This is a genomic window from Kitasatospora sp. NPDC057015 (assembly GCF_042673745.1).
GTDB lineage: Bacteria > Actinomycetota > Actinomycetes > Streptomycetales > Streptomycetaceae > Kitasatospora.
Map to the genome: position 1 here is coordinate 1 of NZ_JBHUSG010000021.1, position 24,080 is coordinate 24,080.

The 24,080-nt window shown below is 76.1% G+C and carries 21 protein-coding genes and 1 pseudogene; 5 read left to right on the forward strand and 17 right to left on the reverse strand.

Annotation, left to right across the window (positions count from 1 at the left end):
* Positions 1-399: pseudogene (locus ACFTWP_RS20615) on the forward strand (protease); the annotation flags it as partial.
* Between the two features lie 159 nt (positions 400-558).
* Here the strand turns inward: ACFTWP_RS20615 and ACFTWP_RS20620 are convergent.
* The 4 genes from ACFTWP_RS20620 to ACFTWP_RS20635 all read right to left on the reverse strand — a co-directional run bounded on the left by ACFTWP_RS20620 (position 559) and on the right by ACFTWP_RS20635 (position 5,758).
* Positions 559-3,480 carry a hypothetical protein gene (locus ACFTWP_RS20620; RefSeq protein ID WP_380266059.1) on the reverse strand — a complete coding sequence of 974 codons (2,922 nt, stop codon included), beginning with the start codon at positions 3,478-3,480 and terminating at the stop codon, positions 559-561.
* A gap of 247 nt (positions 3,481-3,727) precedes the next feature.
* Positions 3,728-4,306: a dihydrofolate reductase family protein gene (locus tag ACFTWP_RS20625; protein ID WP_380266060.1), complete on the reverse strand. Its 579-nt coding sequence runs from the start codon at positions 4,304-4,306 to the stop codon at positions 3,728-3,730.
* A 250-nt stretch (positions 4,307-4,556) separates the two neighbouring features.
* Positions 4,557-5,135: a hypothetical protein gene (locus ACFTWP_RS20630; RefSeq protein WP_380266061.1), complete on the reverse strand. Its 579-nt coding sequence runs from the start codon at positions 5,133-5,135 to the stop codon at positions 4,557-4,559.
* A 56-nt stretch (positions 5,136-5,191) separates the two neighbouring features.
* Complete coding sequence (locus ACFTWP_RS20635) at positions 5,192-5,758, reverse strand: TetR family transcriptional regulator (protein WP_380266062.1); 567 nt, start codon at positions 5,756-5,758, stop codon at positions 5,192-5,194.
* A 146-nt stretch (positions 5,759-5,904) separates the two neighbouring features.
* Here ACFTWP_RS20635 and ACFTWP_RS20640 point away from each other — a divergent pair, with 146 nt between their 5' ends.
* On the forward strand, positions 5,905-6,840 hold the full coding sequence (locus ACFTWP_RS20640; RefSeq protein WP_380266063.1) for an SDR family oxidoreductase: 936 nt from the start codon (positions 5,905-5,907) through the stop codon (positions 6,838-6,840).
* A gap of 127 nt (positions 6,841-6,967) precedes the next feature.
* Here ACFTWP_RS20640 and ACFTWP_RS20645 read toward each other — a convergent pair whose 3' ends face one another.
* The 13 genes from ACFTWP_RS20645 to ACFTWP_RS20705 all read right to left on the reverse strand — a co-directional run bounded on the left by ACFTWP_RS20645 (position 6,968) and on the right by ACFTWP_RS20705 (position 21,136).
* A complete protein-coding gene (locus tag ACFTWP_RS20645) occupies positions 6,968-10,975 on the reverse strand; it encodes a LysM peptidoglycan-binding domain-containing protein (RefSeq protein WP_380266064.1) in 4,008 nt (1,335 codons plus the stop codon).
* Entirely contained in the window at positions 10,975-11,319 is a 345-nt protein-coding gene (locus ACFTWP_RS20650) for a hypothetical protein (RefSeq protein WP_380266065.1), read from the reverse strand. Before ACFTWP_RS20650 ends, ACFTWP_RS20645 begins: the two co-directional genes overlap by 1 nt.
* 222 nt (positions 11,320-11,541) lie before the next feature.
* Positions 11,542-11,937: a TadE/TadG family type IV pilus assembly protein gene (locus tag ACFTWP_RS20655; protein ID WP_380266066.1), complete on the reverse strand. Its 396-nt coding sequence runs from the start codon at positions 11,935-11,937 to the stop codon at positions 11,542-11,544.
* 80 nt (positions 11,938-12,017) lie between these two features.
* Positions 12,018-12,398 (reverse strand): TadE/TadG family type IV pilus assembly protein, encoded by a 381-nt coding sequence (locus ACFTWP_RS20660; protein WP_380266067.1) that lies wholly within the window; start codon positions 12,396-12,398, stop codon positions 12,018-12,020.
* Between the two features lie 53 nt (positions 12,399-12,451).
* Positions 12,452-12,712, reverse strand: coding sequence for a hypothetical protein (locus ACFTWP_RS20665; RefSeq protein ID WP_380266068.1), 261 nt, complete (start codon positions 12,710-12,712; stop codon positions 12,452-12,454).
* 73 nt (positions 12,713-12,785) lie between these two features.
* Complete coding sequence (locus ACFTWP_RS20670) at positions 12,786-13,673, reverse strand: hypothetical protein (protein ID WP_380266069.1); 888 nt, start codon at positions 13,671-13,673, stop codon at positions 12,786-12,788.
* Positions 13,670-14,632: a type II secretion system F family protein gene (locus ACFTWP_RS20675; protein WP_380266070.1), complete on the reverse strand. Its 963-nt coding sequence runs from the start codon at positions 14,630-14,632 to the stop codon at positions 13,670-13,672. Before ACFTWP_RS20675 ends, ACFTWP_RS20670 begins: the two co-directional genes overlap by 4 nt.
* Entirely contained in the window at positions 14,629-16,275 is a 1,647-nt protein-coding gene (locus ACFTWP_RS20680) for a CpaF family protein (RefSeq protein WP_380266071.1), read from the reverse strand. Before ACFTWP_RS20680 ends, ACFTWP_RS20675 begins: the two co-directional genes overlap by 4 nt.
* Positions 16,265-17,704, reverse strand: a complete 1,440-nt coding sequence (locus ACFTWP_RS20685) for a hypothetical protein (protein WP_380266072.1) — start codon at positions 17,702-17,704, stop codon at positions 16,265-16,267. Before ACFTWP_RS20685 ends, ACFTWP_RS20680 begins: the two co-directional genes overlap by 11 nt.
* The gene (locus ACFTWP_RS20690; protein ID WP_380266073.1) at positions 17,704-18,483 is read right to left on the reverse strand and encodes an SAF domain-containing protein; all 780 of its coding nucleotides are present in this window, start codon (positions 18,481-18,483) and stop codon (positions 17,704-17,706) included. The genes ACFTWP_RS20685 and ACFTWP_RS20690 overlap by 1 nt, the downstream gene beginning before the upstream one ends.
* 111 nt (positions 18,484-18,594) lie before the next feature.
* A complete protein-coding gene (locus ACFTWP_RS20695; RefSeq protein WP_380266074.1) occupies positions 18,595-19,509 on the reverse strand; it encodes a hypothetical protein in 915 nt (304 codons plus the stop codon).
* Between the two features lie 14 nt (positions 19,510-19,523).
* Positions 19,524-19,961: a hypothetical protein gene (locus ACFTWP_RS20700; protein WP_380266075.1), complete on the reverse strand. Its 438-nt coding sequence runs from the start codon at positions 19,959-19,961 to the stop codon at positions 19,524-19,526.
* 326 nt (positions 19,962-20,287) lie between these two features.
* Positions 20,288-21,136, reverse strand: a complete 849-nt coding sequence (locus ACFTWP_RS20705) for a hypothetical protein (RefSeq protein ID WP_380266076.1) — start codon at positions 21,134-21,136, stop codon at positions 20,288-20,290.
* Between the two features lie 271 nt (positions 21,137-21,407).
* Here ACFTWP_RS20705 and ACFTWP_RS20710 point away from each other — a divergent pair, with 271 nt between their 5' ends.
* From ACFTWP_RS20710 to ACFTWP_RS20720, 3 genes are all read left to right on the forward strand, one after another.
* Positions 21,408-21,839 carry a pyridoxamine 5'-phosphate oxidase family protein gene (locus ACFTWP_RS20710; protein ID WP_380266077.1) on the forward strand — a complete coding sequence of 144 codons (432 nt, stop codon included), beginning with the start codon at positions 21,408-21,410 and terminating at the stop codon, positions 21,837-21,839.
* A gap of 139 nt (positions 21,840-21,978) precedes the next feature.
* Complete coding sequence (locus tag ACFTWP_RS20715; RefSeq protein WP_380266175.1) at positions 21,979-22,434, forward strand: MaoC family dehydratase; 456 nt, start codon at positions 21,979-21,981, stop codon at positions 22,432-22,434.
* A gap of 391 nt (positions 22,435-22,825) precedes the next feature.
* Entirely contained in the window at positions 22,826-24,049 is a 1,224-nt protein-coding gene (locus tag ACFTWP_RS20720; protein ID WP_380266176.1) for an MBL fold metallo-hydrolase, read from the forward strand.
* Positions 24,050-24,080 lie beyond the last annotated feature (31 nt).

The following is a 24,080-nucleotide window of genomic DNA, read 5'->3' on the forward strand; positions in this document are numbered from 1 at the left end:
TACCAGACCGGCGTGGCCAGGGTGACCGGCGACCACCGGGGCACGCCCGACATCAGCATGAGCGCCGCCGTCGACGGCGCGGCCTGGACCTACGAGTCCTACGACCCGACCCGGGTCGGCTGGCACCTCACCGGCGGCACCAGCGAGGCCACCCCGATCTTCTCCGGCGTGGTCGCCCTGGCCGCCCAGCTGGCCGGGCACCGGTTGGGCCAGATCAACCCCCGGCTCTACGGACTGGCCCTGGCGCCCCAGCAGTTCAGCGGCATCGTCGACGTGACGGCCGGCGACAACTCCTGGGACACCGTCACCGGCTACCAGGCCGCCAAGGGCTACGACCTGGCCTCCGGACTCGGCAGCATCGACGCGGCGCGCTTCGTGCACGCCCTCGCGGGGCGCTGACCCCGGGCGGGGAGGACCGTAGGTCCGAACGACCGTAGGTCCGGAAGTCCGGAAGTCCGGAAGTCCGTGGATCCGTGGGCCCGTACGACCGGGTGGCCCGGCCGGGTGGCGTCACGCCGTCCGGCCGGGCCGTCGTCGTACCCAGGGGCGGTGCCGGGTTCAGCCCGCCGGGGTGGCTGCCAGCTGGGCCAGGTAGCGCTCGGCGGCCCGGAGCTTGCGACCGTTCGGCCCTGGCAGGTAGGCGCGGAGCTCGATGATCTCGGGTGCGACCCGGAGTGCCTCGGCGCGGTCCTGGATCGCCCGCCAGCACGCCTCGGCGTTGGTCGCGGCCTGCTGCGTCTCGGGGTGGTCGGCCCCCTCGGACCGCAGCAGCACCAGCGCCACCTCGCGGTAGAGGTCGGCGGCCTCGCCGGCCCGCCCCGCCAGCCGGGACACGTGCGCCCGCACCTGCCGCACCTGGAGGACGGGCGCGGCCGTCGCCCCGTACGCGGTCACCGCCTCCTGTTCGAGTGCCAGCGCCAGTTCGGCGGCCACCGCGTGTTCGCCGGCGTCCGCGCTGCGGACGATCCGCCCGATCGCCTCTCGGTAGTCGGCGAGCGGCGCAGGGTGCTCCCCGCCCGCCGGTACGGCGGCGGACTCCGCATCAGGCGCGGGCGCGGGCACGGGCACAGCCTCGGGGGCGGGCTCGGCCGCGGGCACGACCTCGGGGACGAGCACAGCCTCGGGGGCCGGCGCAGCCTCGGGTACGGCGGGACGCTCGGGAGTCGCCGCAGGCTCGAACGTGCCCGTGCGCTGCTCCGACCAGCCGGTCGTGTCGCCCGCGCCCTCCCACAGGGCGGCCGCCGCGGGCCGGCGCTCGGCCTCGGCCTCCAGTTCCTCCAGCAGGGCGGCGCCGGGGCCGCGCTTCGCCAGGGTGACCGGCCGGGCGGCGGGGGTGGGCGGCGCCTCACCGGCGACGGCGTCCTCCGACGGCACGCTCCCCGATGGCACATCCTCTGACGGCGAGCTCTCCGACGGCACGTCATCTGCCGGACCGGCCTGGGCGGGAACGTCCCCGGTCAACGGCGGGGCGTCCTCGGCCGGCGGGGCCTCCTCCACCGATACGACGCGCGCCACCGGTACGGCGTCGTCCGTCGGTGTCGTGACGGCGGGCGGTGTCGCGGCGGCGGGCGGTGTCGTGACGGCGGGCGGTGTCGCGGCGGCGGACGTCAGGAGCTCGGCCGCGGGCGTCGGGGCGTCGGCCGCGGTCCCGACGGCGTCGGCGGGGGTCCAGGCGCCCTCCTTGCGGAGCGTCACCGGGCGGGCGCCGCCGGCCGCCGCGGGTGCGGCGCCCGCCTGCTTGCTGAGGCTGACCGCCGGGCCGGCCGCCGCGGACAGGTCCGGCGCCGGGGCCGGAGCGGGAACCGTCCCGCGGGCGAGGTCCGGGCCGTGGCCGTTGTCGGGGTCGTGGTCGTGGTCGTGCAGGGTGCGCGGCTTGTCGAGCAGTACCCGCGGCCGGTCCGCGCCCACCCCCACCTGCTCGGGGAGGGTCTTGTCGAGGCGTACGCGCGGCGTCGGCCTGACTCCCGGCTCAGGCAGCGTCGCGGGCGAGGACGCCACCGCCTGCGGGGCGGGCGCCGCGGCCGACGGCGAGGGCAGGGGCGCCTCCCGCCGGGACGCCGGGCGCGGCTGGACGGCCGCCGGGCGCGGGCCGTCGTAGGCCACCGCGTCCGCGGGGCCCTGCTCCGCCCGGCGCGCGGTGTTGCGGAACACCGGCCGGTCCGGGGCGTGCGAGCTGAGGATCACGACGTCCGGGCGCAGCACCGAGTACACCTGCTGGCGCAGCTGCTCGGGTGCCAGCACCGCCTCGGCGCCGGGCCGCCCGCCGTGCAGGGCCTCGATCAGGGCGCGGGTGAAGGTGCCGATCTGCTCCGGGTCGGGGCTGACGACGGCCCAGAGCGGGATGCCGTCGGTGAGCGGTGAGATCTGGGTCTGCACCTGCGGCCAGGCCTGCTGGTCCGCGCTCAGGTCCGCGATCACCAGCGTCTGCCAGTCCGCCGGGCGGTGCTGGAGTTCGGCCGCCACGGCCTGCCAGGAGAGACCGTCCTGGCGTACCGTGCCGGGCTTGGAGTCACGCAGCGTCAGGTACAGCTGGCCTCCGCGCCTGTCGGCCACCAGGTGGCCGCCGAGATGGACCAGGAGGGGGCCGGGGTGCCTGGAGGCCGCCCTGAGGTGGGCGAGGACGGTCTGCGGATCGTTGGCCCCGGGCAGGTGCACGGCGTCCACGGCGTCCGCCGCGAGGAGCATCTGCGGCGACACGGCCGCGAGCATCGCCGACAGGACGGGCGCCTGGTTCGCCCCACCGCGCCCCCAGCCGCGTCGCCCTGACGTCCCGTAGCCGCCCTCCACGACGAGGAGGCGCCCGCGCGGCGCGGCCCCGAGGCCGGCGGGTGCGGGCTGCGGCGCAGGGTGCGCTGACTGGTGCGGCGCAGGGTGCGGCTGCTGGCCGGTCGACCAGAGTGCGGGGCCGGACACCGGCCCGGGCGCCGGCCCGGGGTGGCCGGGTACGGCGCCGACGGGCACCGGACCGCCCGGGACGGGACCGACCCCGGGTGCCTGCCCGGGTGCGGGCGCGCCCACCGGGCCGGGTGCCGACGCGGGGTTGATCATCGGCATGGTCACCGTCCAGCCGGTGGACGGTGGGGCGGGCGGCGCGGACGGAGGCGGCGGGGCCTGCGCGGGCTGGTGGTGGGTCGGCCGGGGCTGGGGGGCCGTCACCGCCTCCCCCGCAGGGTCGAACAGGCCCTGCGGGACGGTCCGGGCGGGCGCGTCGAACGGTCCCGGTGCGTCGAAGGGCCCCGGCGCGTCGAACGGTCCCGGTACGTCGAAGGGGTTGGCCCGGCCGGTGGCGGGCCGGTCGAACGGCCCGTCCGCCGGGCCGTTGGCCTGCGGGCGCGAGGTGATGTGCCGGACGGTCGGCACCTCGTCCTCCGGGAACAACGGCATCCGTGCGGTCTCCTCGACCGACGACGGCCCGTCGCCCCAGAGGCCGTTGGCCCCCGAGCCGTCCGGGTCGCCGGGCATCACTGTTGCGTCCGCCACCGCTGGTCACCACCCCGCCCCGCCGCTGTCGCGGCGTCAGCCCGTCCACACCGTGGTGCCGGTCATCCACCACTCCCGTTGCGCCACCCTACGGCGTCCGGGCTCGCCCGATCCAGGCCGGGTCGGCGATGGCGCAGGCCGGGTGCGGTGGCGCCCGCCGGCGGCGGGGCCCGGCCGGCCGCGCGACGGTGTCCGTACGCGGGTCGTCGGTACACCGGGTCGTCGGTACACCGGGCGGCGCCCCGGGTCACTGCGCCGGATCGTCCCCCGCCCGCAGGTACCGGAGGAGCACGACGCCGTTGCCGAAGGTCCTGGTCCCGGCGAGCCGGAGGTCGACCAGGCGGTCCGCGTCCCGGAACAGTGGCCTGCCCCTGCCGATCAGGACCGGGTGTACGTAGATCCGGTACTCGTCGACCAGGTCCTGCCGCATGAACTCGGCAGTCAGGTCGGCGCCGCCGAGCGCGAGGTCACCACCCGGCCGGGACTTGAGGGCGGCGATCTCCTCGGCGTCGACCTCCCGCACGATGGTGGTGTTCCAGTCGGCCCGTTTCAGCGTCCGGGAGAACACGTACTTCGGCATGTCCCGCCAGATACCGGCGAACTCCGCCATCGGGCCGCTGATCGACGGGTCCGCGTCGGCGGTCGGCCAGAACTCCGCCATCAGTTCGTAGGTGACCCGCCCGTCGAGGAAGCCGCCCATCGTCCGGAGTTCCTCGTTGAAGTGGGTGTGCAGGTCGTCGTCGACACGGTGCCAGTCGATCTCACGGTCCGGCCCCTCGACGAAGCCGTCGAGGGAGACGGACATGAACAAGATGATCTTTCGCATCGCCGTCCTCGCCGAGTCGTCAGGGATCGTCACGGGCCGTCTGGGATCGTCAGTTGGTCAGCGGCCCTGGCGGGGCCGGCCCCAGCGCCCGCGACCGCCGCCGGCTCACGGCCGAGACGATACGCCCGGACGCCCGGCGGGTCGTGGACCGCGCGGGTACGACACGCGCGGCGGCGCCGACGGCGGTCCGGGCGCCCGGCGGCGGCGCCGCATCCACCGCCCGCCGCCGGGCCGACGGGCCGACGCGGCGTCAGAGCAGGGCGAGCGCCGCGGCGGCGGCCCCGGCGCCCAGGGCCGCGCCGGCCACCGTCTGGGCCACCGAGTGGTACGCCAGCGCGACCCTCGTCCAGCACACGGCGGCGACCAGCGCGTACCCGGCGAGCCAGCACGGCGAGTGCACCACCGCCAGCAGCCCCACCACGGCCGACGCCACCGCGGAGTCGACGCTGATCTTCCAGACGCGGTTCACCGCCAGCAGCACGACCGTCATCGCCCAGAGCGCCAGCATCGCGACCAGCACGCCCCGCGGCGCACCGCCCAGGAGCATCACCGCGGATCCGGCCCCGATGGAGCCGAGGATGACCAGGAAGATCGGCGCCCGCTGCGTGCGGTCGACCACGTGCCGGTCGCCCCAGGTGCCGCGCCGGCGCTCGCGCTCGATGTAGGCGGCGGGCACGATCCCCGCGCAGAGCGCGCCGAGCAGCCCCCAGGGGAGCCCGGTCCAGTCACCGGCGGCGGCCAGGCCGAGGCCGAGCATCCCGACGAGCAGGACGTTCCGGGGTTGCAGCACGTCCGTGACGGTGCGGGCGGTGGTGGTGGTGTCGGTCACCGGCGGGGCCTCGCCAGCGCCCGCCGGGCCGCCCGGACCGCCGTCGGGTCCGGGGGTCACCTGCCCGCGGCCACCGTTCGGAGTTCGTCGAGCGACTCCCGCAGGAACTCCGCGAGACCGCGGCCCCCGTCGTCGGCAACCCAGCGTTCGAAGCCGACCTTGAAGACGGCGATGCCGGCCTCCGCGGTGAGGCTCGCCGCCGGCTCCCCGACCCCGCGCCGGCGCAGCGTGTCGGCGAGCGCCGCGGAGAGCGAGGCGAGCTTGATCAACTCGCGCTCGCGCAGCTCCGCGTTGGCCGTGATGACGGCCTGGCGCTGCCGGGCGTACTCGTGGCGCTCGACGAAGAAGGCGGCGACGGCCTCCAGCGTCGAGGCGATCGCGTCGATCGGCGCGACCGTGTCCGGGGTGCCGGCGAGGGTGTCCACGAAGAGCCCCTCCAGCAGCTGCGAACCCCCGAAGAGCACCTCGCGCTTGTCGGCGTAGTGCCGGAAGAACGTCCGCTCGGTGAGCCCGGCGCGTTCGGCGATCTGCGCGGCGGTGGTCTGCTCGAAGCCGCGCTCGCGGTAGAGGTCCAGCGCCGCCTGCTCAAGCCGCCCGCGCGCGTTGGGCTCCCATCGACTCATACCGCGCATCCTACGTGATGACAGTGCCTGACATCAGTGCTACGGTCGATGACAGTGACTGACATCGACTCGCCCGCGGCTCCCGGCGCTCCCGGCACTCCCGGGGCCCGTGCCGTGGACGGTCGACCGACCCGGAGGTTTCCCTCATGCGTGTGTTCATCACCGGCGCGTCCGGCTGGATCGGCTCCGCCGTCGTCCCCGAACTCATCGGGGCCGGCCACCAGGTCATCGGGCTCGCCCGCTCCGACGCCGCGGCCACCGCCCTCACCCGGGCCGGCGCCGAGGTGCGCCGCGGCACGCTCGACGATCTCGACGTCCTGCGCGGTGCCGCCGCCGAGTCCGACGGCGTGATCCACCTGGCCTTCAAGCACGACCTCGCGTTCAGCGGCGGCTTCGAGAACGCCGCCGAGGCGGACCGCCGGGCCATCGACGCCTTCGGGGAGGCGCTCGCCGGCTCCGACCGACCGCTGCTCGTCGCCTCGGGGACGCTCGGACTGGCGCCGGGTCGGCTCGCCACCGAGCAGGACGGCCGGGCCGGCGACCCGGACGGCGCCCACCGGAGCGGCGGCCCGGCCAGGCGGCTCGCCAACGCGCAGGCGACGGTCGCCCTCGCCGGCCGCGGGATCCGCTCCTGCGTCGTACGGCTGCCCCCGACCGTGCACGGCGACGGCGACCACGGCTTCCTCGCCACCGTGGTGGCCGTCGCCCGCGAGAAGGGCGTCTCCGGCTACATCGGCGACGGCGCCAACCGCTGGCCCGCCGTCCACCGGTCGGACGCCGCCCGCCTGTTCCGCCTGGCGCTGCAGGGCGCGCCGGCCGGCTCCACCGTGCACGCGGTCGCCGACGAGGGCGTGCCGATCCGGACCGTCGCCGAGGTGATCGGGCGCCACCTCGACCTGCCCGTGGCCTCCGTCTCCCCCGACTCGGCGGCCGGGCACTTCGGCTGGCTGGCGCCCTTCCTCGGGATGGACGGCCCCGCCTCCAGCGCGCACACCCGCGAGCTGCTGGGCTGGCAGCCGACCGGCCCCGGGCTGATCGACGACCTGGAGAAGGGCGGCTACTTCACCGCCGCATCCGCGTGATCACCGGCGCCACCCGGCCTAGGACCTGTCCGGCCGCACCGGTCGACCCCGGCCGGCCCGACCTGCTCGGCCTCCGCCCGCCGCCGGCCCCGGAGTGGGACCCGGCGGCGGGCGAGCGACCGGGCGGTCAGCCGGAGAGCAGGTCGCGGAGCAGCGCCACCGTGTCGGCGTCGAGCTCCCGACCGGTACGGCGACTCAGCGCGTCCAGGCGGTTGACGGCGCGGACCAGCTGGTCGCGGGCGCCGGCGGAGGCGTACGCGTAGAACAGGTCGCGGTGCAGGAGTTCGACGTCCGGTGCGACCGCCAGGCCGCGGAAGACGGCCGCCTCGGCGCTGCGGTGGTCGCCGTACTGGAGGCGGCGGGCGGCCAGTTCGTGCGCGGTGTCGACGATCGCCGCGATCATGTCCTGCCGTTCCGCCTCCGCCCAGCCGAACGCGGCGGGCGGCGCCTCCGCGAACGGGGCGCCCCGCACCAGGGCGAGGGCGTGCGCCAGCGCCGCGTCGGCGGTGGCGCTGGTGCTGCGCATGCCGCGGCGGTACAGGCTGCGGAACTCGTCCCAGTCGCAGGTGACGGTCGGGGCGAAGGCGTAGCCCTCCTCGGTGTCCGTGCGCAGGAACGCCCGGCCGTCCGGGGAACTGCCGAACCAGGCCGCCAGATCGGCGAGTTTGGCGGGCAGCGGGGTGGCCGGGTGGTCTCCGTGCGAGCCCGCCGGGTGCGGATCGAGGTGGGCCGCACCGGGGTGCAGGTCGTGGTCCAGGGCGGTGTGTTCGGCCCCGGGCCGCAGCGCCAGGTAGGCGGCCAGCTCGGTGAGCCGAAGCAGTGCCGCCGGCTCGGCCGGGCCCGCGGCGCCCAGCACGTCAGCCGGGCCGAGCAGCCGGATCCGGGGGGCGGTGCGGGTCGCGTGGGCCTCCGGGGAGCGCAGGATGGCGAGCAGGTCGTCGGCGTCGCTGCGGACGGCGGCGGTGCGGGCCACCGGGGCGGCGTCGGGCACGGGCACGGCGTGGCCGGCCGCCGGCCGGTCCGCCGGGGCCGGGCGGGCCGGGGTGTGCGGCTCGGAGGCGGCGGGAGCCGGCACCTGGTCGTGGGTGGGCGCCGGCTCCACGACGGGGACGGCCACGGCTGCGGGCGCGGCCGCCTCGGACGCCGGTCCGGGTGGCACGGGAGCCGGTGGGACGGCCCCGGACGGGCCCTGCTGCACGGGGTGCACCGGCTGCACCGGCGGGGTCTTCTCGAAGCGGGGGCCGACCGGCGGCGGTACCGGGCCGACGCCCTGGGTGGGCACCGGCGTTCCGTTGGCCGGTGTTCCGTTGGCCGGCGCAGTGCCGGCCGGCGCAGTGCCAGCCGGAGCGATGCCGGCCGGACCAGTGGCGGCCGGACCAGTGGTGTGCGGAGCGCCGGCGGGCGGAGCGGCGTTGAGCGGGGTGCCGCCGGCCGGGGTGCCGGTACTGCTCGCCTGGCGGCCCCGGCCGTTGATTCCGGCGCGACCGCCCTGGCCCGACGGGAACGGTCCGGTCGAGGTGGCGGCGAGGAAGGCCTGCCCGGGGCCGGCGGGCGGTGCGGCGGGCCCGGCCGGGCCCGCGCCCAGCGGCGCGGCCGGGTCGGTGCCGGCGAACGGGCTGGCGCCGGTACCGATCACCCGGGCGAGCAGGCGCGGCCCGGCCTCGGCGTCCCCGGAGCCGGACCCGGCGCCGACGGCCACCAGGACGGGTACGGGGGCGGGCAGTTCGGTCGGTTCGAGGTCGATGCCGGGGCCGTCGATGGTCCAGGCGGGGGCGGGGTGCTGGGTCTCGTCGCAGGAGGAGCGCAGGAGTTCCGCGACGTTCTCGTACTGCCGGCCGGTCAGGCGCTGGAGTTCCAGACCCAGGTGCAGCCCGGGCAGCGTCGTCTGGCCGGTGCTCGGCAGGGTCCAGCGGGCGACCGGGCCGGTGCCGCGTTCCGGGGCCCGGGTGATCACCGCCACGCAGGTGCGCGGGCGGGCGTCCAGCAACCGGCCCAGCTCGGCGGGGACTTCGCCGCCCGGCTGCTGGGCACAGAGCACGATCTCGGGGATCCAGGACTCGTCGGCGGCGCCCCGGCTGCGGGCGTCCCTGGGGCTGGCGGCGTCGGCCGCGACCAGGGTCGCGCGCGCCTTGGCCGTCCGCGGGCCGAGCGCGGCGAGCGCCGCCTCCAGCGTGGGGTGGCGGTGCACCCGCTCGGCGGACGGGCCGGAGATCGGCAACTCCTCGGCGAGATCGACGAGATGGAGGTGGAGGCGGTCCGCGAGCGGGCTGTGGGCGAGCTCCAGGGCGAGGGTGCGCAGCACGTCGCGGGCGTCGTCGGGGTGGCCCGAGAGGTGCAGCAGGCGGACGGTCTCCAGGTCCGCCAGCACCACCGATCCGTCCGGGGAGGTGCCGAGGGTGACCAGCGCCGGGTAGGGCGCGGCGGTCTTGGCGGCCTGGCCGGGCGAGAGCAGGTCGCCGGCGTCCTCCGGGCACCACCAGACGTTGGCCGCGTGGGCGGCCCGGAAGGGCGCGATCGGGGTGGCGGGGCCGGACAGGTGGAGCTCGACGGTCCGCCCGGGCGTGACCCGGGCCGCGACCAGGGCGGGCAGCCGCTTGCCGGAGCGGACGGTGTTGCGGGCCATGGTGCGCAGGGCCCGGTTGAGCACGTCCAGCCCCGAGGCGTCCTGGCGCGCCCGCAGTTCCGCCTCGAAGGCGGCGGCGGGGGGTGCGGGCAGGGCGACGCGGTGGCGGGGCTTGCGGGCGCGCTGCTGCCCGCCCCGGCGGCGGGCCACCGTGCCGACCATGATCGCGGCGAGCAGGACGCTGACCGTCGAGGCGGCGAGCGCCACGGTGTAGTCGTCGCTGGGGCCGTCCGCCTTCTTCGCGTCCGCCTGCCCGGCGTCCGCGCCGGCCGGTGGTGCCTGCGCGGGGGCGGGGGTGGTCGGCGCCGACGGGGCCCCGGCGGCGGGGCTCGCGGGCGCCGGGGAGGCGGGTGCCTCGGTGGCGGGGGCGGAGGCCGCGGGTGCCGGGGAGGCGGGCGCGGGCGGCTCCGGCGCGGGAGCGGACTGGGGCGCCGGCGCCTCCGCCGGGGCGGGCGCCGGGGCCGGATCGGGCACTCCCGGTACCGCCAGGACCATGCCCGGCACCACCTCGTCCGGGTCGGTCAGCCGCTCCCCGTCCGGCGCCTGGACGCCCTTGTTCGCCTCGTAGAGCTGGGGCCAGGCCTCGGCACTGCCCAACTCCCTCTCGGCGATGGCCGACAGGGTGTCTCCCTCGGCGACGGTGACCTTCGCGTGCCGCCCGGCGGTCGGCCCGCTCTCGGCGACGGGGCCGGCCGGGGCGGGCGGGGCCGGAGTGGCGGCCGGGGTCGTGTCCGGCTTGGCGTCGGCGGGCATCAGCAGCTTCCAGCCGGGCTGGATCGGGCGGTCCGCGTCGAAGCGGATGCCGGAATCGTCCATCACCCGGCCGTCGTTGAGCTTGGCGATCTCCGTCCAGCGTGACCCGGAGCCGAGCTGGCGTTCCGCGATGGACCACAGGCTGTCGGCGGGCCGGCTGTCGCGCACGGTGTAGCCGGGCTGCTGCTCCGCGGCCGGGGCCAGGGCCGGCGCGGGCGCTCCGGCCGGCAGCGCCGCGTACTGCGGTCCGGCTGCCAACTGCGGTGCCGAGACGGCGGCTTGCGTACGGTCGGGGGTGGCGGCGAAGGCCGATCCGGCCACCGGCAGCAGCGCGATGACCGAACCCACCAGGCCGGCGGCGATCCGCTGGCTCCAGCCGAAGGCCGGGATCCGGCGCGCGATCCGTCCGCGCAGCTGGGCCGGGATCTCCAGCAGGACGGAGAGGGCGAAGCAGGCCCAGGCCAGCCAGCCGATCGCCACCAGCGCCCAGAGGAACAGCCGGCCGTCGTCCGGGCTGGTGAGCGCCTGGCCGAGGCCGCCGGGCGCGAGGTCGCCCATCCCGGCGACGGCTGCGGTGCCGTACAGGAGCAGGGCGGGCACGCCCGCCAGCAGGACGAGCAGCGTGAGCAGCGCCGCGAGGGCGCCGAACACCGCGCCCGCGCCGCCGCGGCGACGGCGCGGTGGCCCGGGCACCGGCCGGCGGCCGGGCGGGGCCTGGCGGTCGTTGCGGGCGTGGTTCCTGGCACGTGGCGCGGCCATCAGCCGTTCTCCGCTTCCTTGACTCCGTGGACGAGGAGGGCGCTGCCCCTGCCCGTGATCCCCCAGCCGCCGTTCGGTACCACGTCGAGGAGGGCGGGCTCGTAGGTGGTGTTCACGGTGACCACCACCGTGGTTCCACCTTCGGTGACCTCGGCGCTGCCGACCAGACCGCAGGTGCCCAGGTAGGCGTTGGCGGCCCTGGTGACGTACTCCTGGCGGACCTTGAACCCCTCGCCCGCCAGGACGCCGGCCTCGTCGAGCTGTTGGCCGGCCACCCGGGCGGCCTCCTGCGCGCAGGCGTCGGTCCGTTCGACGGCGCGCAGCCGTCCCCCCGCGTCGACCACGACGCCGATGACACTGACGAACCCGGTGGCGACGACGGCGACGAACAGCGAGATGGCGCCGGCGTCCGGCCCCCTCCCGCGTCGGCCGAGCCGGCGCCCCGTACGCCGCTCACCCGCCGCCGCGGTCTCGCCTGCCCGTCCACCCGGTCTCCCCGGCCTGCTCGGTCTCTCCGGTCTGCGGAGCATCGCTTCCCCACCCCCACGTGCGGTACACACTTCTGTCTACTGTCCTCGGTAGCGGTCGACGACCGAGACGAACTCGGCCTTCAGGGCCTTCGAGCCCGGCAGGCCCGGCACCACCAGGTCGCCGAGGCCGACCTCGCAGCTCACCGAGACCGTCACGGTGACGAGCCGACCGGCCGGCGTCTCCAACTCTCCCCTGCCCACGGCGATGTCGAGCCGCTGGCAGGAGACGCCGTCCTGGCGCAGCACGGCGTCCGCGGCGGCCCTGGCGTCCGCGTCGGCCCGGGCCGGCTCGCGGCTGATCGAGGCGGTGCGCGCCCCCGCGCGCGCCGCCGCCTCCACCGTGCCGCCGGCCGTCTGGATCCGTCCCGCCGCGACCGCCAGCAGGATGAAGACGACCAGCGCCGGGGCCAGGATGGCCGCCTCGATGGCCACGCTGCCCTCGTCCCGGCCGCGGCGGCGGCCCGCCCGGTCCGGCCGCGGCCGGCGCGGGGCCGGCCACCGCACCGGCGGCCTCACGAGCCACCGGCCTGCGGGACGAAGCGCTCACGTGGTGCCGAGGCGTGCTGGGTGAACTCGGGGGTGGGCAGGCCGGGGAGCAGGAAGTGCGGCGTCACCTTCACCGTGACCTGGATCAGCTGGTCCGAACTCCCGGCCGTGCTCACCGAGTAGCCGTCGAGGACGCTGCCCTCCCGGGAGAGGAAGTCCTCCGCCTGCCGCACCGCGGCGGCGTTCTTCACACCGGTGTCGACGCGGCCCTGCAACCGCCCGGCGTCCACGCCCTCGCGGGCCGCGACCAGCGCGACCTGACGGGCGTACCACCACATGGACCCCTGCACGACGAGCATGACGAGGGCCAGCACGACCGGGAAGACGACGGCCAGACTGAGGCTCATCGCTCCCCGGTCGCGCTGTGGTGGGGCGGACGGCGGGCGGCGCGGGCTGCGGATCACTTCACCGGGTCCGTCGTGGGGATCTTCGAAGTGACGTCGGTGGCCAGGGACTTGATGGCGAAGATCACGCCGCCGGCGATCAGCATCAGGGCGATGACGGCCAGCGCGAGTTCGATGCTGATGGCGCCGCGGTCACCGGCGGCGCGGGCCGCCCGTAGCCGGCCGGCCCGGAAGTGCAGGAGCGTCGAGGCGAGTTGGAGGGGGAGTAGGAGCGGCAGGAGCAGCGCGGTGGCCAGCTGTCGCAGTCGAACGGTCATCGGGACTCCAGTTCGTGATCGGGGGACGTGGTGCCCGAGCGGGGGCTCGGGCCGGTGGCCGGGGCAACGAGCCCTAGGCCGCGTTGAGCATCTGGTAGAGCGCGGGGAAGACGATCAGGGCGGTCATCAGCAGCGTCAGGGCCGACCCGGGGGCGACCATCCGCTCGCTGTCGGTGTTGGCCCGGGCGAGGTCCTCGGCGAGGAGCTCGCCGCGCAGGCTCTTGGCGCGGGCCCGCAGGGTGTCGTACACGGCCGCGCCGTCGGTGCCGGAGATCCGCATGATGTCGGCGACGTCCTGCAGCGGGGTGAGGCCGAGCTCGGCGGAGAGCGCGTCCAGGCCGTCCCAGGGCGGGAGCCGGTCGGTGGCGGCCCGCTCCAGCGCGTCGCGGATGCGGCGGAAGACGATGCCCCGGCCGACCGCGGCGGCACGGCGCAGCGCCTCCGCGGGCCCGCAGTCCGCGGCGCGCTCCAGCGCGACGAGTTCGAGGTAGGTGGCGATGCCGTGCAGGTACTCGGTCCTGGCCTCCTTGGCCTCGCCGTGCACGATGCCGTCCGGGACGAACCAGAACAGCCCGGCGAGCAGCGGGCCGACCACGAAGGGCACCGCGATCGGGAATCCGGTGTTCGTCAGGGCGGCCAGCGCGGCCAGGTAGGCCGGCAGCATCAGCCCGATGAGGGCGAACAGCAGCTTGTGCGCCGTGAACCGGGCCGGGGTGCGGCCGATCAGCGCCAGTTCGCGGTGCGGGATGCGCAGGCCGGGCAGGCCGACGGCGCCGGCGCCGACCCGGTCGTACCAGCGCGGGCGCTCCTGCGGCTCCTCGGTGAGTCCACCGCTGGGGGCGCGGTGCAGCCGGTCCAGGGCCTGGCCGAGATCCGGTGCGGCGGGCCGCAGTTCGGAGACGAGCAGGGCGACGCCGCCGGCCGCGACGGCGCCGGCCAGGATCGGCCAGGGCGAGATCATCGGTCCTCCCCGGTCAGGGCGTCGACGGTGTCGGACTCCTGGGGTTCGCGGTCGGTGCCGAGCCGGCCGGCCTTGCTGCGCCGGTCGGGCTCCAGGATCCGCGGCAGCGGCGGGTGCGCCGCCAGCGCGCGCATCCAGGCGATCACGGCGACGAACAGCGCCGCGAGCACGCCGAGCACGACCTGCCCGAGGAAGGTGCTGTACGGCGCGGTGTACCCGGTGTTGAACGAGCCGACCACGACGACCAGCAGGATGATGCCGACCAGCCAGCGGATGGTGGTGCGGTGCTTGGCGCGGTCCGCCTCGATGGCCCGGCGCTGGCGGACCTCCTCGCGGACCGACTCGGCGAGGTCGGCCAGGGCCCGCGCGAGGCCGGGGCCGCTGTCGCCGGAGCGCAGCAGCAGTGCGCCGAGCACCTTGTCCGCGGTGGCGTCCGCGATGCTGTCGGCGAAGGCCCGCAGGGCGTCCTCGGGACGCCAGCGGGACTGCAGTCGGGCGGCGAGTTCGGCGATCTCGGGCTCCAGGGCGGCGGGGGCGGTGCGGCGGCTGGTGACGATGGCCTGGTTCAGGCCCACGCCGAGCAGCAGGACGTCCGCGATCCGCTGGGTCCACTCGGCCAGCGCCTCCAGCTGCTCGACCCGGTGGGTGTCCGAGCGGGTGGTGTCGAAGAACCACGGCAGCCCGAACACGGCGAGCGGCACCAGCAGGGCCGTCAGCGGGATGCCGGTGAACAGCCAGCCGAGCGGCGCTCCGGCCAGCAGCAGCGGGAGCTGGATCCGGCGCAGCCGGGCCACCCGGGGCGAGGCGACACCGGGCCCGCCGTACCAGAAGGCGTGCAGGCGGCCCGGCTGCGGGGCCGCGGCGGGCTCCTCGGTGGGCTCGGCACCGCGGAGCCCGACCACCAGCAGGACGAGGCCGCCGGTCACCAGCAGCCCGCAGAGGACGAGGAGCAGCATCATCGGACGCCGCCGATCCGCAGGGCCAGCGGCGCGGCCCACGTCCCGTACCCGGACTGCAGGAGGGAGGCGTCGAACCCGGCCCGTCGCAGGTCGTCCAGGCAGTTCGGCGGGGTGTGCGGGACGGCCCGCGGCTCGCCCTGCTCGGGGCGCGGACCGAACACGGTGTTCAGCGCCGGGCGGCCGTGCTCGCCGAGGCCGGCGACCTCCAGGACGTGCGAGACGAACCGGTGGCGCCGGCCGCCGACCGCGGTCTCGTCGACCATGGTGACGTGCACGATGAGGTCGATCGCGTTGGCGGTCAGGCGGTAGGCCAGGCTGTCGGTCATGTGGGCGCCGTACTCCAGGCAGAGTTCGGCGATCCGGTCGACCACCATGTGGGGGCCGCGGGCGTGCAGGGTGCACATCGAGCCGCCCTCGCCGTTGGTCATCACCCGCAGCATCGGGACGACCTCGCCGGAGCGCACCTCGCCGACGATGATCCGGGAGAGGGTCATCCGGAGCGCCGCGGGGATCAGCTCGCCGATCGTCAGCTCGCCCGCCATCCGGCCCTCGACCCGCTCGCCGTTGCCCTCCCGGGCCTCCATCGGGACGACCTGGCGCAGGTGGCCGAGGGTGTGCAGCCAGAGTTCGAACTCCGACTCCAGGGTGCCGATCCGCTCGTCGGGCGGGATCTCGGCGGCCATCGCGCGCAGCAGGCTGGTCTTGCCGACGCCCTGGGTGCCGGTGATCATCACGTTCTTCCGGGCCCGGATCGCGGCGGCCAGGAAGGCCGCCAGGGTGTGGTCGACGGTGCCGAGCTGGATCAGGTCGGTGAGGGTCGCGGAGGCCACCCGGTGGCGGCGGATCGCGACGTACGGGCGGGGGGTGACCTCGGTCATCGCCTGCAGGCGCATGCCGCCCTCCAGCCGCAGCGCCAGGGTCGGGCTGGCGGTGGAGAGGCTGCGCTCGCCGCCGCCGTGCTGGCGGGCCAGGTCCTGCAGCAGTTCGATGAGTTCGGCGTCGGTGTCGGCCACCGGCGGCACCTGGCGCAGCGGTTGGTGCACCCGGGAGATCCAGACGTCGTCGCAGCCGTTGATCAGGATGTTCTCGATCTCCGGGTCGTCCAGGTAGGGCTGGAGCCGCCCGGCGCGGAACAGCAGGTCGAACACGGCCTCGGAGAGGGCCCGGTCCTGCTCCCTGGTGGGCGGGATGCCGTGGGTCTGCGCGTAGGCGTCCGACCAGCGGGCGACGGCCTCCTCGATCAGCGCCCGGCCGCGCTGGCGGCGGGTGGCCCGGTCCGCCTCGGTGCCCGAGGTGGCGGACAACCGGGCGAGCTGCTGGTGCAGTTCGGCGGCCACCTGGCGCTTGAGCTCGCGCGCGACCTGCGGGTCGACGGCCGGGCGGGTGGCCGACCCCCGCCGGTCGAGCGAGGGCAGTGCCGGGGGTAGGGCGGTGGGCGTGGCGGCAGCCTGCTGGCCGCCGAACGGGACGGGGCCGGGCACCACGGGGGCGACGTGGACCGGACCGGCGTGGACGTGTGCGTCGTGGACCTGGCCGGGGGCGGTCGGGCCGGCCTGAGCCGGCTGCGGGGTCGGCAGCGGGGCCGTCCACGGAAGGGCGGCGGGGTCGCCGGCGGGCCGCTGGTTCAGGGGGCTACCGCGCACGGAGCACCTGCCCGTAGGTGATCTGCGGCGCCTCGGGGGCGGCCGGACGGACGGGTTCGGTCCGCTCGTCGGGCCGGCCGTCGGGCGGCTGGACGCCGGCCTGGTGCACGGCGTGCGGCTGCACGACGGACGGCTGCGCGACGGACGGCTGCGACCAGGCACCCGGCGGCGCGGGCTGGGGACGGGACGGCTGCGCGGCGTACGCCTGCGGCGGGTACGGCTGCCCGGGGTTGGCCTGCGGCGGGTACGCCTGCGGGGCGTAGCCCTGCTGGAGTCCGGCCTGCCGCGGTTCGGCGTGCCGGGGCGGCGCGGCCTGCTCGGCCTGCGCCTGCCCGGGGTACCCCGGGGGCTGCTGGCCGGGGAACGGCGCGGGCGCGGCCGGCTGCGGAGCCAGTCCGGCCAGCGGCGCGTGCCCGTACGCCGGGCCGGCCTGCTGCGGGTAGGCCAGCGGATGGCCGGCCGCCGCGGACTGCCGGCCCCCGCGGGGCTGGTGCTCCGCCGGGGCGGGCGCACCGCTGCCCGGCCCGGGCGGCACCTGCGCCGCCCGGGCCTGCTGCGGGTACGGGGCCACCGGTCGGCCGGCCGCCGGCGGCTGGCCCGCGGCGAGCGGGAGGGCGGCGGGCTGCGCCTGCTGCGCCTCGGGCGCCAGCCGTCGCCGGCGGCTGCGGACCAGCAGCTGGATCTGGTCGGCGGCCGAGCGGGCGGTCCGCATCAGCTCGGAGCGCACGAAGCGCCGGTCCGAGCTGTCCCCGCCGTCCGACAGCACCCGGGCGGTGCGCGGCGCGTGCGGCAGCAGTCCGAGGGTGGGCAGGCCGAACTCCCGGGAGACCTCGGAGGCCGAGTACGGGCCCTCGGCGATCAGCAGCAGCCCGAGCGCGTCCGCGCCGGTACCGGCCGAGGCGAGGTCCTCGCGCAGGGCGGCCAGCCTGGGCCGCGCGCCGCTGAGACCGCGCAGGGTGGTCCGCAGGGTCGCCACCACCACGTCGGCGCGGCGGGCCAGCACGGCACTGGGCCCGGTGGCGCCGGAGCGCCCGAGGTCCAGGATGACGTCGTAGCCCTGCGGTTCGAGCCCGCGCAGCATCTCCACCAGCGGCTCCCAGGTGTACGCGAGGCCGGGCGCCTGGGTGGGGTCGGTGAGGCCGGGCAGCAGCAGGCGCTCGGTGGTGCCCTCCGGGGAGAGGTCGATCAGCTGCTCCCAGAGGGTCTGGGCGAGCAGTCCGCGGCGGTCGGCGACGGCCAGGTTGCGCAGCCCGTAGACGGCCTCCACCCGGCCCTCCAGTGCGCCCGCCAGGACGGCTCCGCCGTCCGGGTCGCACTCGACCAGCAGGATCTTGCGCCCGGGCTCCAGGGGCCAGGCGAGCAGCAGGGCGAGGGCCGCCGTGGTGGCGCCGGGCGCCCCGGGGCCGCCGACGACCGCGATCACCGCCATCAGGCACCACCCCTCGGCGACGCGCTGCCGGACGGGACGGCGCCCGGCGACGTGCCGCCCGACGCGGGCGCGGCCGGCGTCGCACCGGACGCGGCGGTTCCGGAGGGCGCGGGTGCCGGCGCCGGCGCCTCGCCGCGCGGGGCCAGCACCACCTGGAACTTGGCGCTCGCCACCCAGGCCGCCAGTCGCACGCCCTCGGCGGCCGGCACCGCGACGTCGATCACCTGGCTGCCGTCGGTGTCGGTCTTGCCGACCGCCGTGACCACCGCCGCCACCGACTCCGGCGTCCTGACCGTGCCACCGCCCTGCCCCGCGGGGTTCTCGGGGGTGGAGACGACGATCACCGCGACACCCGGCTGCAGCTTCGTCGCGGGCAACTGGGTGCGCTTGGCCGCGATGCCGACGACCAGCTCGCCCGGCTGCACCGTCAGGCCCTGCGCGATGTCGGCCTTGACCAGCAGGGCGCCCTGCTTGAGGTCGGCGGCGGCCCGCATGCCGACCACCCGCGCCCGGTCGGCGGCGGACAGCGGCTTCAGCGCCGGGTCGCTGGCGATCCTGGCCACCACCAGGTCGTTGGCCGTCAGCACCTGCCCGTACGGGACGTCATGGGCCAGTGCCAGCACGGCGATCCGCTGCCCGCTGCTGGTGTAGAGCACCGCGCCGCCGAGTCCGCCGGCCGCGATCAGGGCCACCGCCATCGCCAGCACCGCCGGCCGGCGCCGCCGGGCCCGCAGGGTGCGGGGCGGGGTGACCGGCGCGCTGCGGGCGGGTTCCGGCACGAGTGTGGACGTGCCGGTGCCCGGCGTCGGATAGGTTCGGTTCTCCACCGGGCTTCGGCCTCTCGTGCGGGTTGGTGCTCGTACGGACGTCGGGACGGGCTGCGCCGAGGGTCAGTTCAGCACCTGGACCTCGCCGACCTTCAGCGCGAACGGCGCGCTGGTGGTCGCCAGGAAGATCGGCTGGCCCACCTTCGTGCCGGCTCCGACGATGACCGAGTCGGTCCGCCACTCGACCGTGACGGTCACCGCGAAGGAGCCGCTGGAGTCGTGGGCGGAGCTGGCCGTGAAGGTGTGGCCGCAGTCGGGGGACGGGCCGGTGGCACCGGGCGGGTACGGCGTGCCCGGGCCCTTGCACTCGACGGTCTGCCCGTCACCGAGGTCCCAGATCACCTTGCTGACCGAGGGCGTGGCGGTGACGGAGATGTAGTTGCCCTTCACCGTCACGGGCTTGGGGGCCTTGGCGGCGCCGCTCCAGTCGTACCAGAGCCACACCGGCAGGCCGACCAACGCCTTGTCGCCCGGTGCGATGTGCGGCTGCGGGGGGTTGAAGTCGATCTGGTCGCGGGCGTCCTTGGCCAGGGCGGCGGGGTTGTCCGGCGGCGGCCCGCCGGGGGCCTGGGCGAGGAAGACCGGGTCCTGCGGCAGCAGTCCGCCGGCGGTCTGGCGGCAGTTGACCTCGTAGACCGCGCCGTCCGCCGTGTCGTGCCCGGCCCACTCCTTGCTGCCCGCGGGCGGCTGCGGACTGGAGCGGTGGTAGTAGCAGCCGTTGGAGGCGTCGAACCACCCCAGGTCGTCGTCCCAGCAGGGCCACTGCTGGCCGTTCCAGGTGCAGGTCTGGACGCCCCCGGTGCCGCCGGGCGGGTGGGTGCCGCCCGTTCCCGGGGTGGGCGTGGTCCCCGGTTCGTGCACGTCGGTGCAGATGCTGGTGACCTGGCACTGGTGCACATCGCCGTCGGGACCCTCCGCCCACGCCGGACCCGCCGGTGCGAGCAGGAGGCCGGCCAGAAGCACCGCCCGAATCGCCATTCGCCCAATCGACTTCAGCATGTTCGGTCCACCTCGCGTTCGAACTGCACGATCAGCCATCGTGCTCCGGACTTGCGCAGGGAAACGGTCGCGACGTAGCGGGTCAGACGCTTCTGCGGATCCTTTGTCGCCCGGGTGGCGGCATCGGCCTGATGCCATCCGGTCACATCGAGGCAGTCCTCCAGGACCGCGGTCTGCGGATCCGCCTTCACGTCAATGGCCTTCACCACCGGGGAATTGCGTGGACTTCCGATCATCACCAGCTTCGCCTCGTGCAACTGGTGAAGGTTGGCCAGTACTTCACTGAGGGCCTTACCGGTGGAGTAGGCCTGCACCTGGGAACCGTCGGAATCGGATCGGCCGAAAGCCTCCGTCTGGGCCGCCCACCAGTCCTGATACGTCCTCAGTGCGGCACGTCCGACGGCCCCTTCCGGCCCGTCGGTCGGCGCCACCCCGTCCGTGCCGGAACCACCCGAAGGTGTTACCGGAGTCACTGGCGCAACACTGGGCGCAGAAGTTCCGAGCCGATCAGCAGAACCGGCGCCACCGCTGCTCCCACAGGAGCTCAACAGCATCACCAATACCGCCCCCACGACCCCAACCACCCCAGGGCGCAACACATTTCCGCGCTGCCGCATCGCCCCACCTCATCGCGACCGACCCCGTCCGTGGTCACTGGCCGCCAGAAGAAATCCGCTGTCCCCGCTGCGTCTGCCGTCCAGACCGTCGATTCTTCGCCAAACCGACCCGACACGGCAACACCTCGGGCCCCCTGACCTTACGCGGAAGGCGGATCCGTCGGGGCATTTTCGCGCCACAGAACGGCCAACAGTTCTTCGGAAAGCGACAATCCGGCCAATGCGCCCCGCACCGCCGCCCGATTGCGCATCAACAGCCTTCCCCCCTGCGGCGGTACGAGCAACCGGGCCCCACCCGTCGCCGTCGCCGGATCGCCCCACTCCAGCCGTGCCTCGACGGCCGGCTGGAGGTCCAGCGGACCGACGGCGGCGGGCGCTCCGGGCACCCCGTGCTCCAGTACCCCGACCAGCGATCGGCTGAACGAGCCCTCACCTCCGGGCAGGACGGCGCCCCGGCCGCGTCTGCCGGGCGAGTAGCGCGAGACCCGGCCCCAGAGCGGCACCCGGGAGTAGCTGAGCAGCTCCCCCGCCCCGTCCTCGCCGCCCCCGCGTTCGAGCGCCGCCCAGGTGTCCCGGTCGACGACCGCGTCGACCAGCAACAGGGTCTCCTCCTGGCCGCCGTGCACCATCGCGCTGACCACCCAGTCCCAGGCCAGGCCCCGGCGGTAGGCGTTGTCCGGCGTGCTCCCGGCCGTCACCAGCGCGAGCCGGCGGCCCTTCGGGTCGGCGACCAGCTGGCCGACCAGGCAGACCACCAGCCACCGCCCGCCGCGCTGCGCCGCCCCCCGCAGCGCGGTGAGCATCCGGTTGGCGTCCGCCTCCGGCTCCACCAGGGTGACCCGGCAACCGGCCGTACCCGCGTCGAAGCACATCCCGGGCAGCACGTCCGCCAGCAGCCGCGCCCCCTGCGCCGCCAGCGCCGAGCCGCCGTAGCTGCGCTCCGGCCCGCCGTCCGCCCCGATCACGACCAGCTCGACTCCGCTGAGCATCCGCGCCCCCTCCTCGCCGGTCCCGCCCTATTCAGGGACCGCTGCGCCGCACCGTGCACGGCTCCGTCCCGTACCGCCGCCAAGCTACCGCCGCGGACGCCGCCGGGCGGACCGCCTGCGCGATCCGGTCCGCCGCGCGCCCTGCCGGGCCCGTCCCGGCGCCCCGCCACGCCCCCGCGCTCCCCCGTGCCCCTCCCCGCACGGAGAAGGGACCGTGGTCCGGGACCATGGGCCCTATGGCGGGCGCACCGGGAGCGGGACGATTCAACCCATGGACTGTGAGAGCCGGACGGAGTCGCTGAGCGAGGAGGAATGCCTCCACCTGCTGGGCACCGTGCCCGTGGGACGGGTGGTGTACACCGCGCACGCGCTGCCGGCCGTACTGCCGGTGGCCTTCGAGGTCGCGGCGGACGGCCGCCTGGTGCTGGCCATGCGGCGGGGCGCGGACGTCAGCCGGGCGCTGGACGACACCGTCGCCGCCTTCCAGGCGGACCACCTGGACGAGGCGACCCGGACGGGCTGGAGCGTGATGGTGCACGGCCGGGCCCAGGTGGTGACCGATCCGGCCCTGCACGAGCGGCTGCGGCGCACCGGCCCCCGGCCGTGGGTGCGGGAGGCCGAGCCGATGTTCGTGACCATCTGCCCGGAGCTGGTGAGCGGCCGGCGGCTGCTGCCCTCGGGCCGGGCGGTGCAGAACACCTGACGCGCGCCGGGGCCCGCCGCCGGAGCACTCCTGACATGTGACCGGCGAGTAGGCATACTCTGCGGTGGCACCGGCGGCCCGCGCGCGCCGCGCACCCCGGCGCCGCCCCCACCCCGGAGCATCCCGCCCCCTGGAGCGCATCTTGACGATCTTCGCCTCCCTCGCCGACCTCACCGCGGCCGTCGGCACCGAGCTCGGCACCAGCGAGTGGCACACCGTCGACCAGGCCAGGATCGACCTGTTCGCGGAGGCCACCGGCGACCACCAGTGGATCCACGTCGACCCGGCCCGCGCCAAGGAGAGCCCGTTCGGCTCGACCATCGCGCACGGCTACCTGACGCTGTCGCTCATCCCCGTGCTGGCCAAGGAGTGCTACGGCGTGGAAGGGGTCCGGATGGCGCTGAACTACGGCTCCGAGAAGGTGCGCTTCCCCGCGCCCGTCCCGGTGGGCACCGCGGTCCGGGCGACGGCCGAGCTGGTCTCCGCCACCGAGGTGCCGGGCGGGGTGCAGGCGGTGGTGCGGTTCACCATCGTGAGCGAGGCGAGCGCCAAGCCGCACTGCGTCGCGGAGACGATCACCCGCTTCTACCTCTGACGCCGGGGGTTCCGGGGCCGCGAGGCGTCGCGTCGGGGGCCACCGAAGACGCCGGGCGGCAGGCCGCCCGGCGGGACGGCGCGTGGTACGCCGAACGGCGTGCCGCACACCGTTCCACCGGGTCGGGCCCGCCGACGGCCGGTATGGTCCGACGAGATGGTCGTCATACCGCAATGGCTCCTGCCTCGCTGTCGTACGGCCCTCGGCATGCCGGTATTCGAACCGCAGCAGCTGGGCAGTAGTCGCTCGTACGACGGCCGTACGACGGCAAACCCGCCGGTGCGGCCCGGATGCTCCCGTCCTTGGAGGTACCGTGCCCAGCCCCCTCCCGTGGTACTCCCGCATCACCGGTCTGACCTCGCAGTTCTCCTCCCCCTCCGGACTCCAGGGACTGCCGCGCACAGCCTGGCAGCAGATCCGGACCGCCGCCTTCGGTGCCGACCCGCGCGGTGAGCGCCTGGCCCGGATCCACCGGTCGCCACAGTTCGTGGACGGCGCCTTCCGCAATCCGGTGCCGACCCGCCGCCTGGTGTACGAGAGGTCGCCACTGGAGGTCACCCGGGCGCAGCTGAGTCGGGGCCGCCGGGTGCCCGTCGCCCCGGTGCCGCTGCACCGGCCGCTGCCGGCGGAGCTGGCCGAGCCGGCGGCGTCCGGCCTGCGGCTGACCTGGCTGGGCCACTCGACGGTGCTCGCCGAGCTGGACGGCCGGCGGGTGCTGTTCGACCCGGTGTGGGGCGAGCGCTGTTCCCCCTTCGGCTGGACCGGGCCCAAGCGGCTGCACCCCGTACCGATCCCGCTGGACGAGATCGGTCCGGTGGACGTCGTGGTGGTCTCGCACGACCACTACGACCACCTGGACATGGCGACGATCCAGGCCCTGATCGGCACCGGTGCGACCTTCGCCGTACCGCTCGGACTCGGCGCGCACCTGGAGCACTGGGGGGTGCCGGCCGGGAAGATCGCCGAGCTGGACTGGTGGGAGACGGCCGAGGTCGCCGGGCTCCGGCTGACCGCCACCCCCGCACGGCACTACTGCGGCCGGGGGCCGCGGAACAGCCCGCTCTTCCTCTGGGCCTCCTGGGCGGTGGCCGGCCCCGAGCACCGGGTCTTCCACAGCGGCGACACCGGCTACTTCCCCGGCTTCGCCGAGATCGGCCGGCGGCTCGGGCCGTTCGACGCGACGATGATGCAGGTCGGCGCGTACAGCGAGTACTGGCCCGAGGTGCACATGACGCCCGAGGAGGGGGTCCGGGCCCACCTGGACCTCGGCGGCGAGGTGATGCTGCCGATCCACTGGTGCACCTTCAACCTGGCGCCCCACCCGTGGGAGGAGCCGCCGGAGCGCAGCATCGCGGCCGCCCGGGAGCTGGCGGCGACGGTGGCGGTACCGCGCCCCGGCGAGCCCTTCGAACCGGCCGCGCCGCCGGCGCTGCAGCTCTGGTGGCGGGCGGTCGCCTCGCTGCCGGACGGCGCCGACCTGCTCGTCCCCGACTCGCTCGCCGCCGACTCCGCCTCCGCCGAGGCCGGCCGGGCCGCACCGGCCGGATCGGCCGGCCGGGACACCGGGGCCGGCCCCCAGGTGGCCGCGGCGGAGGGCGACGGGGTCACCGTCTGATCATCCGACCCGCCGGCGACGCCCGGATCCC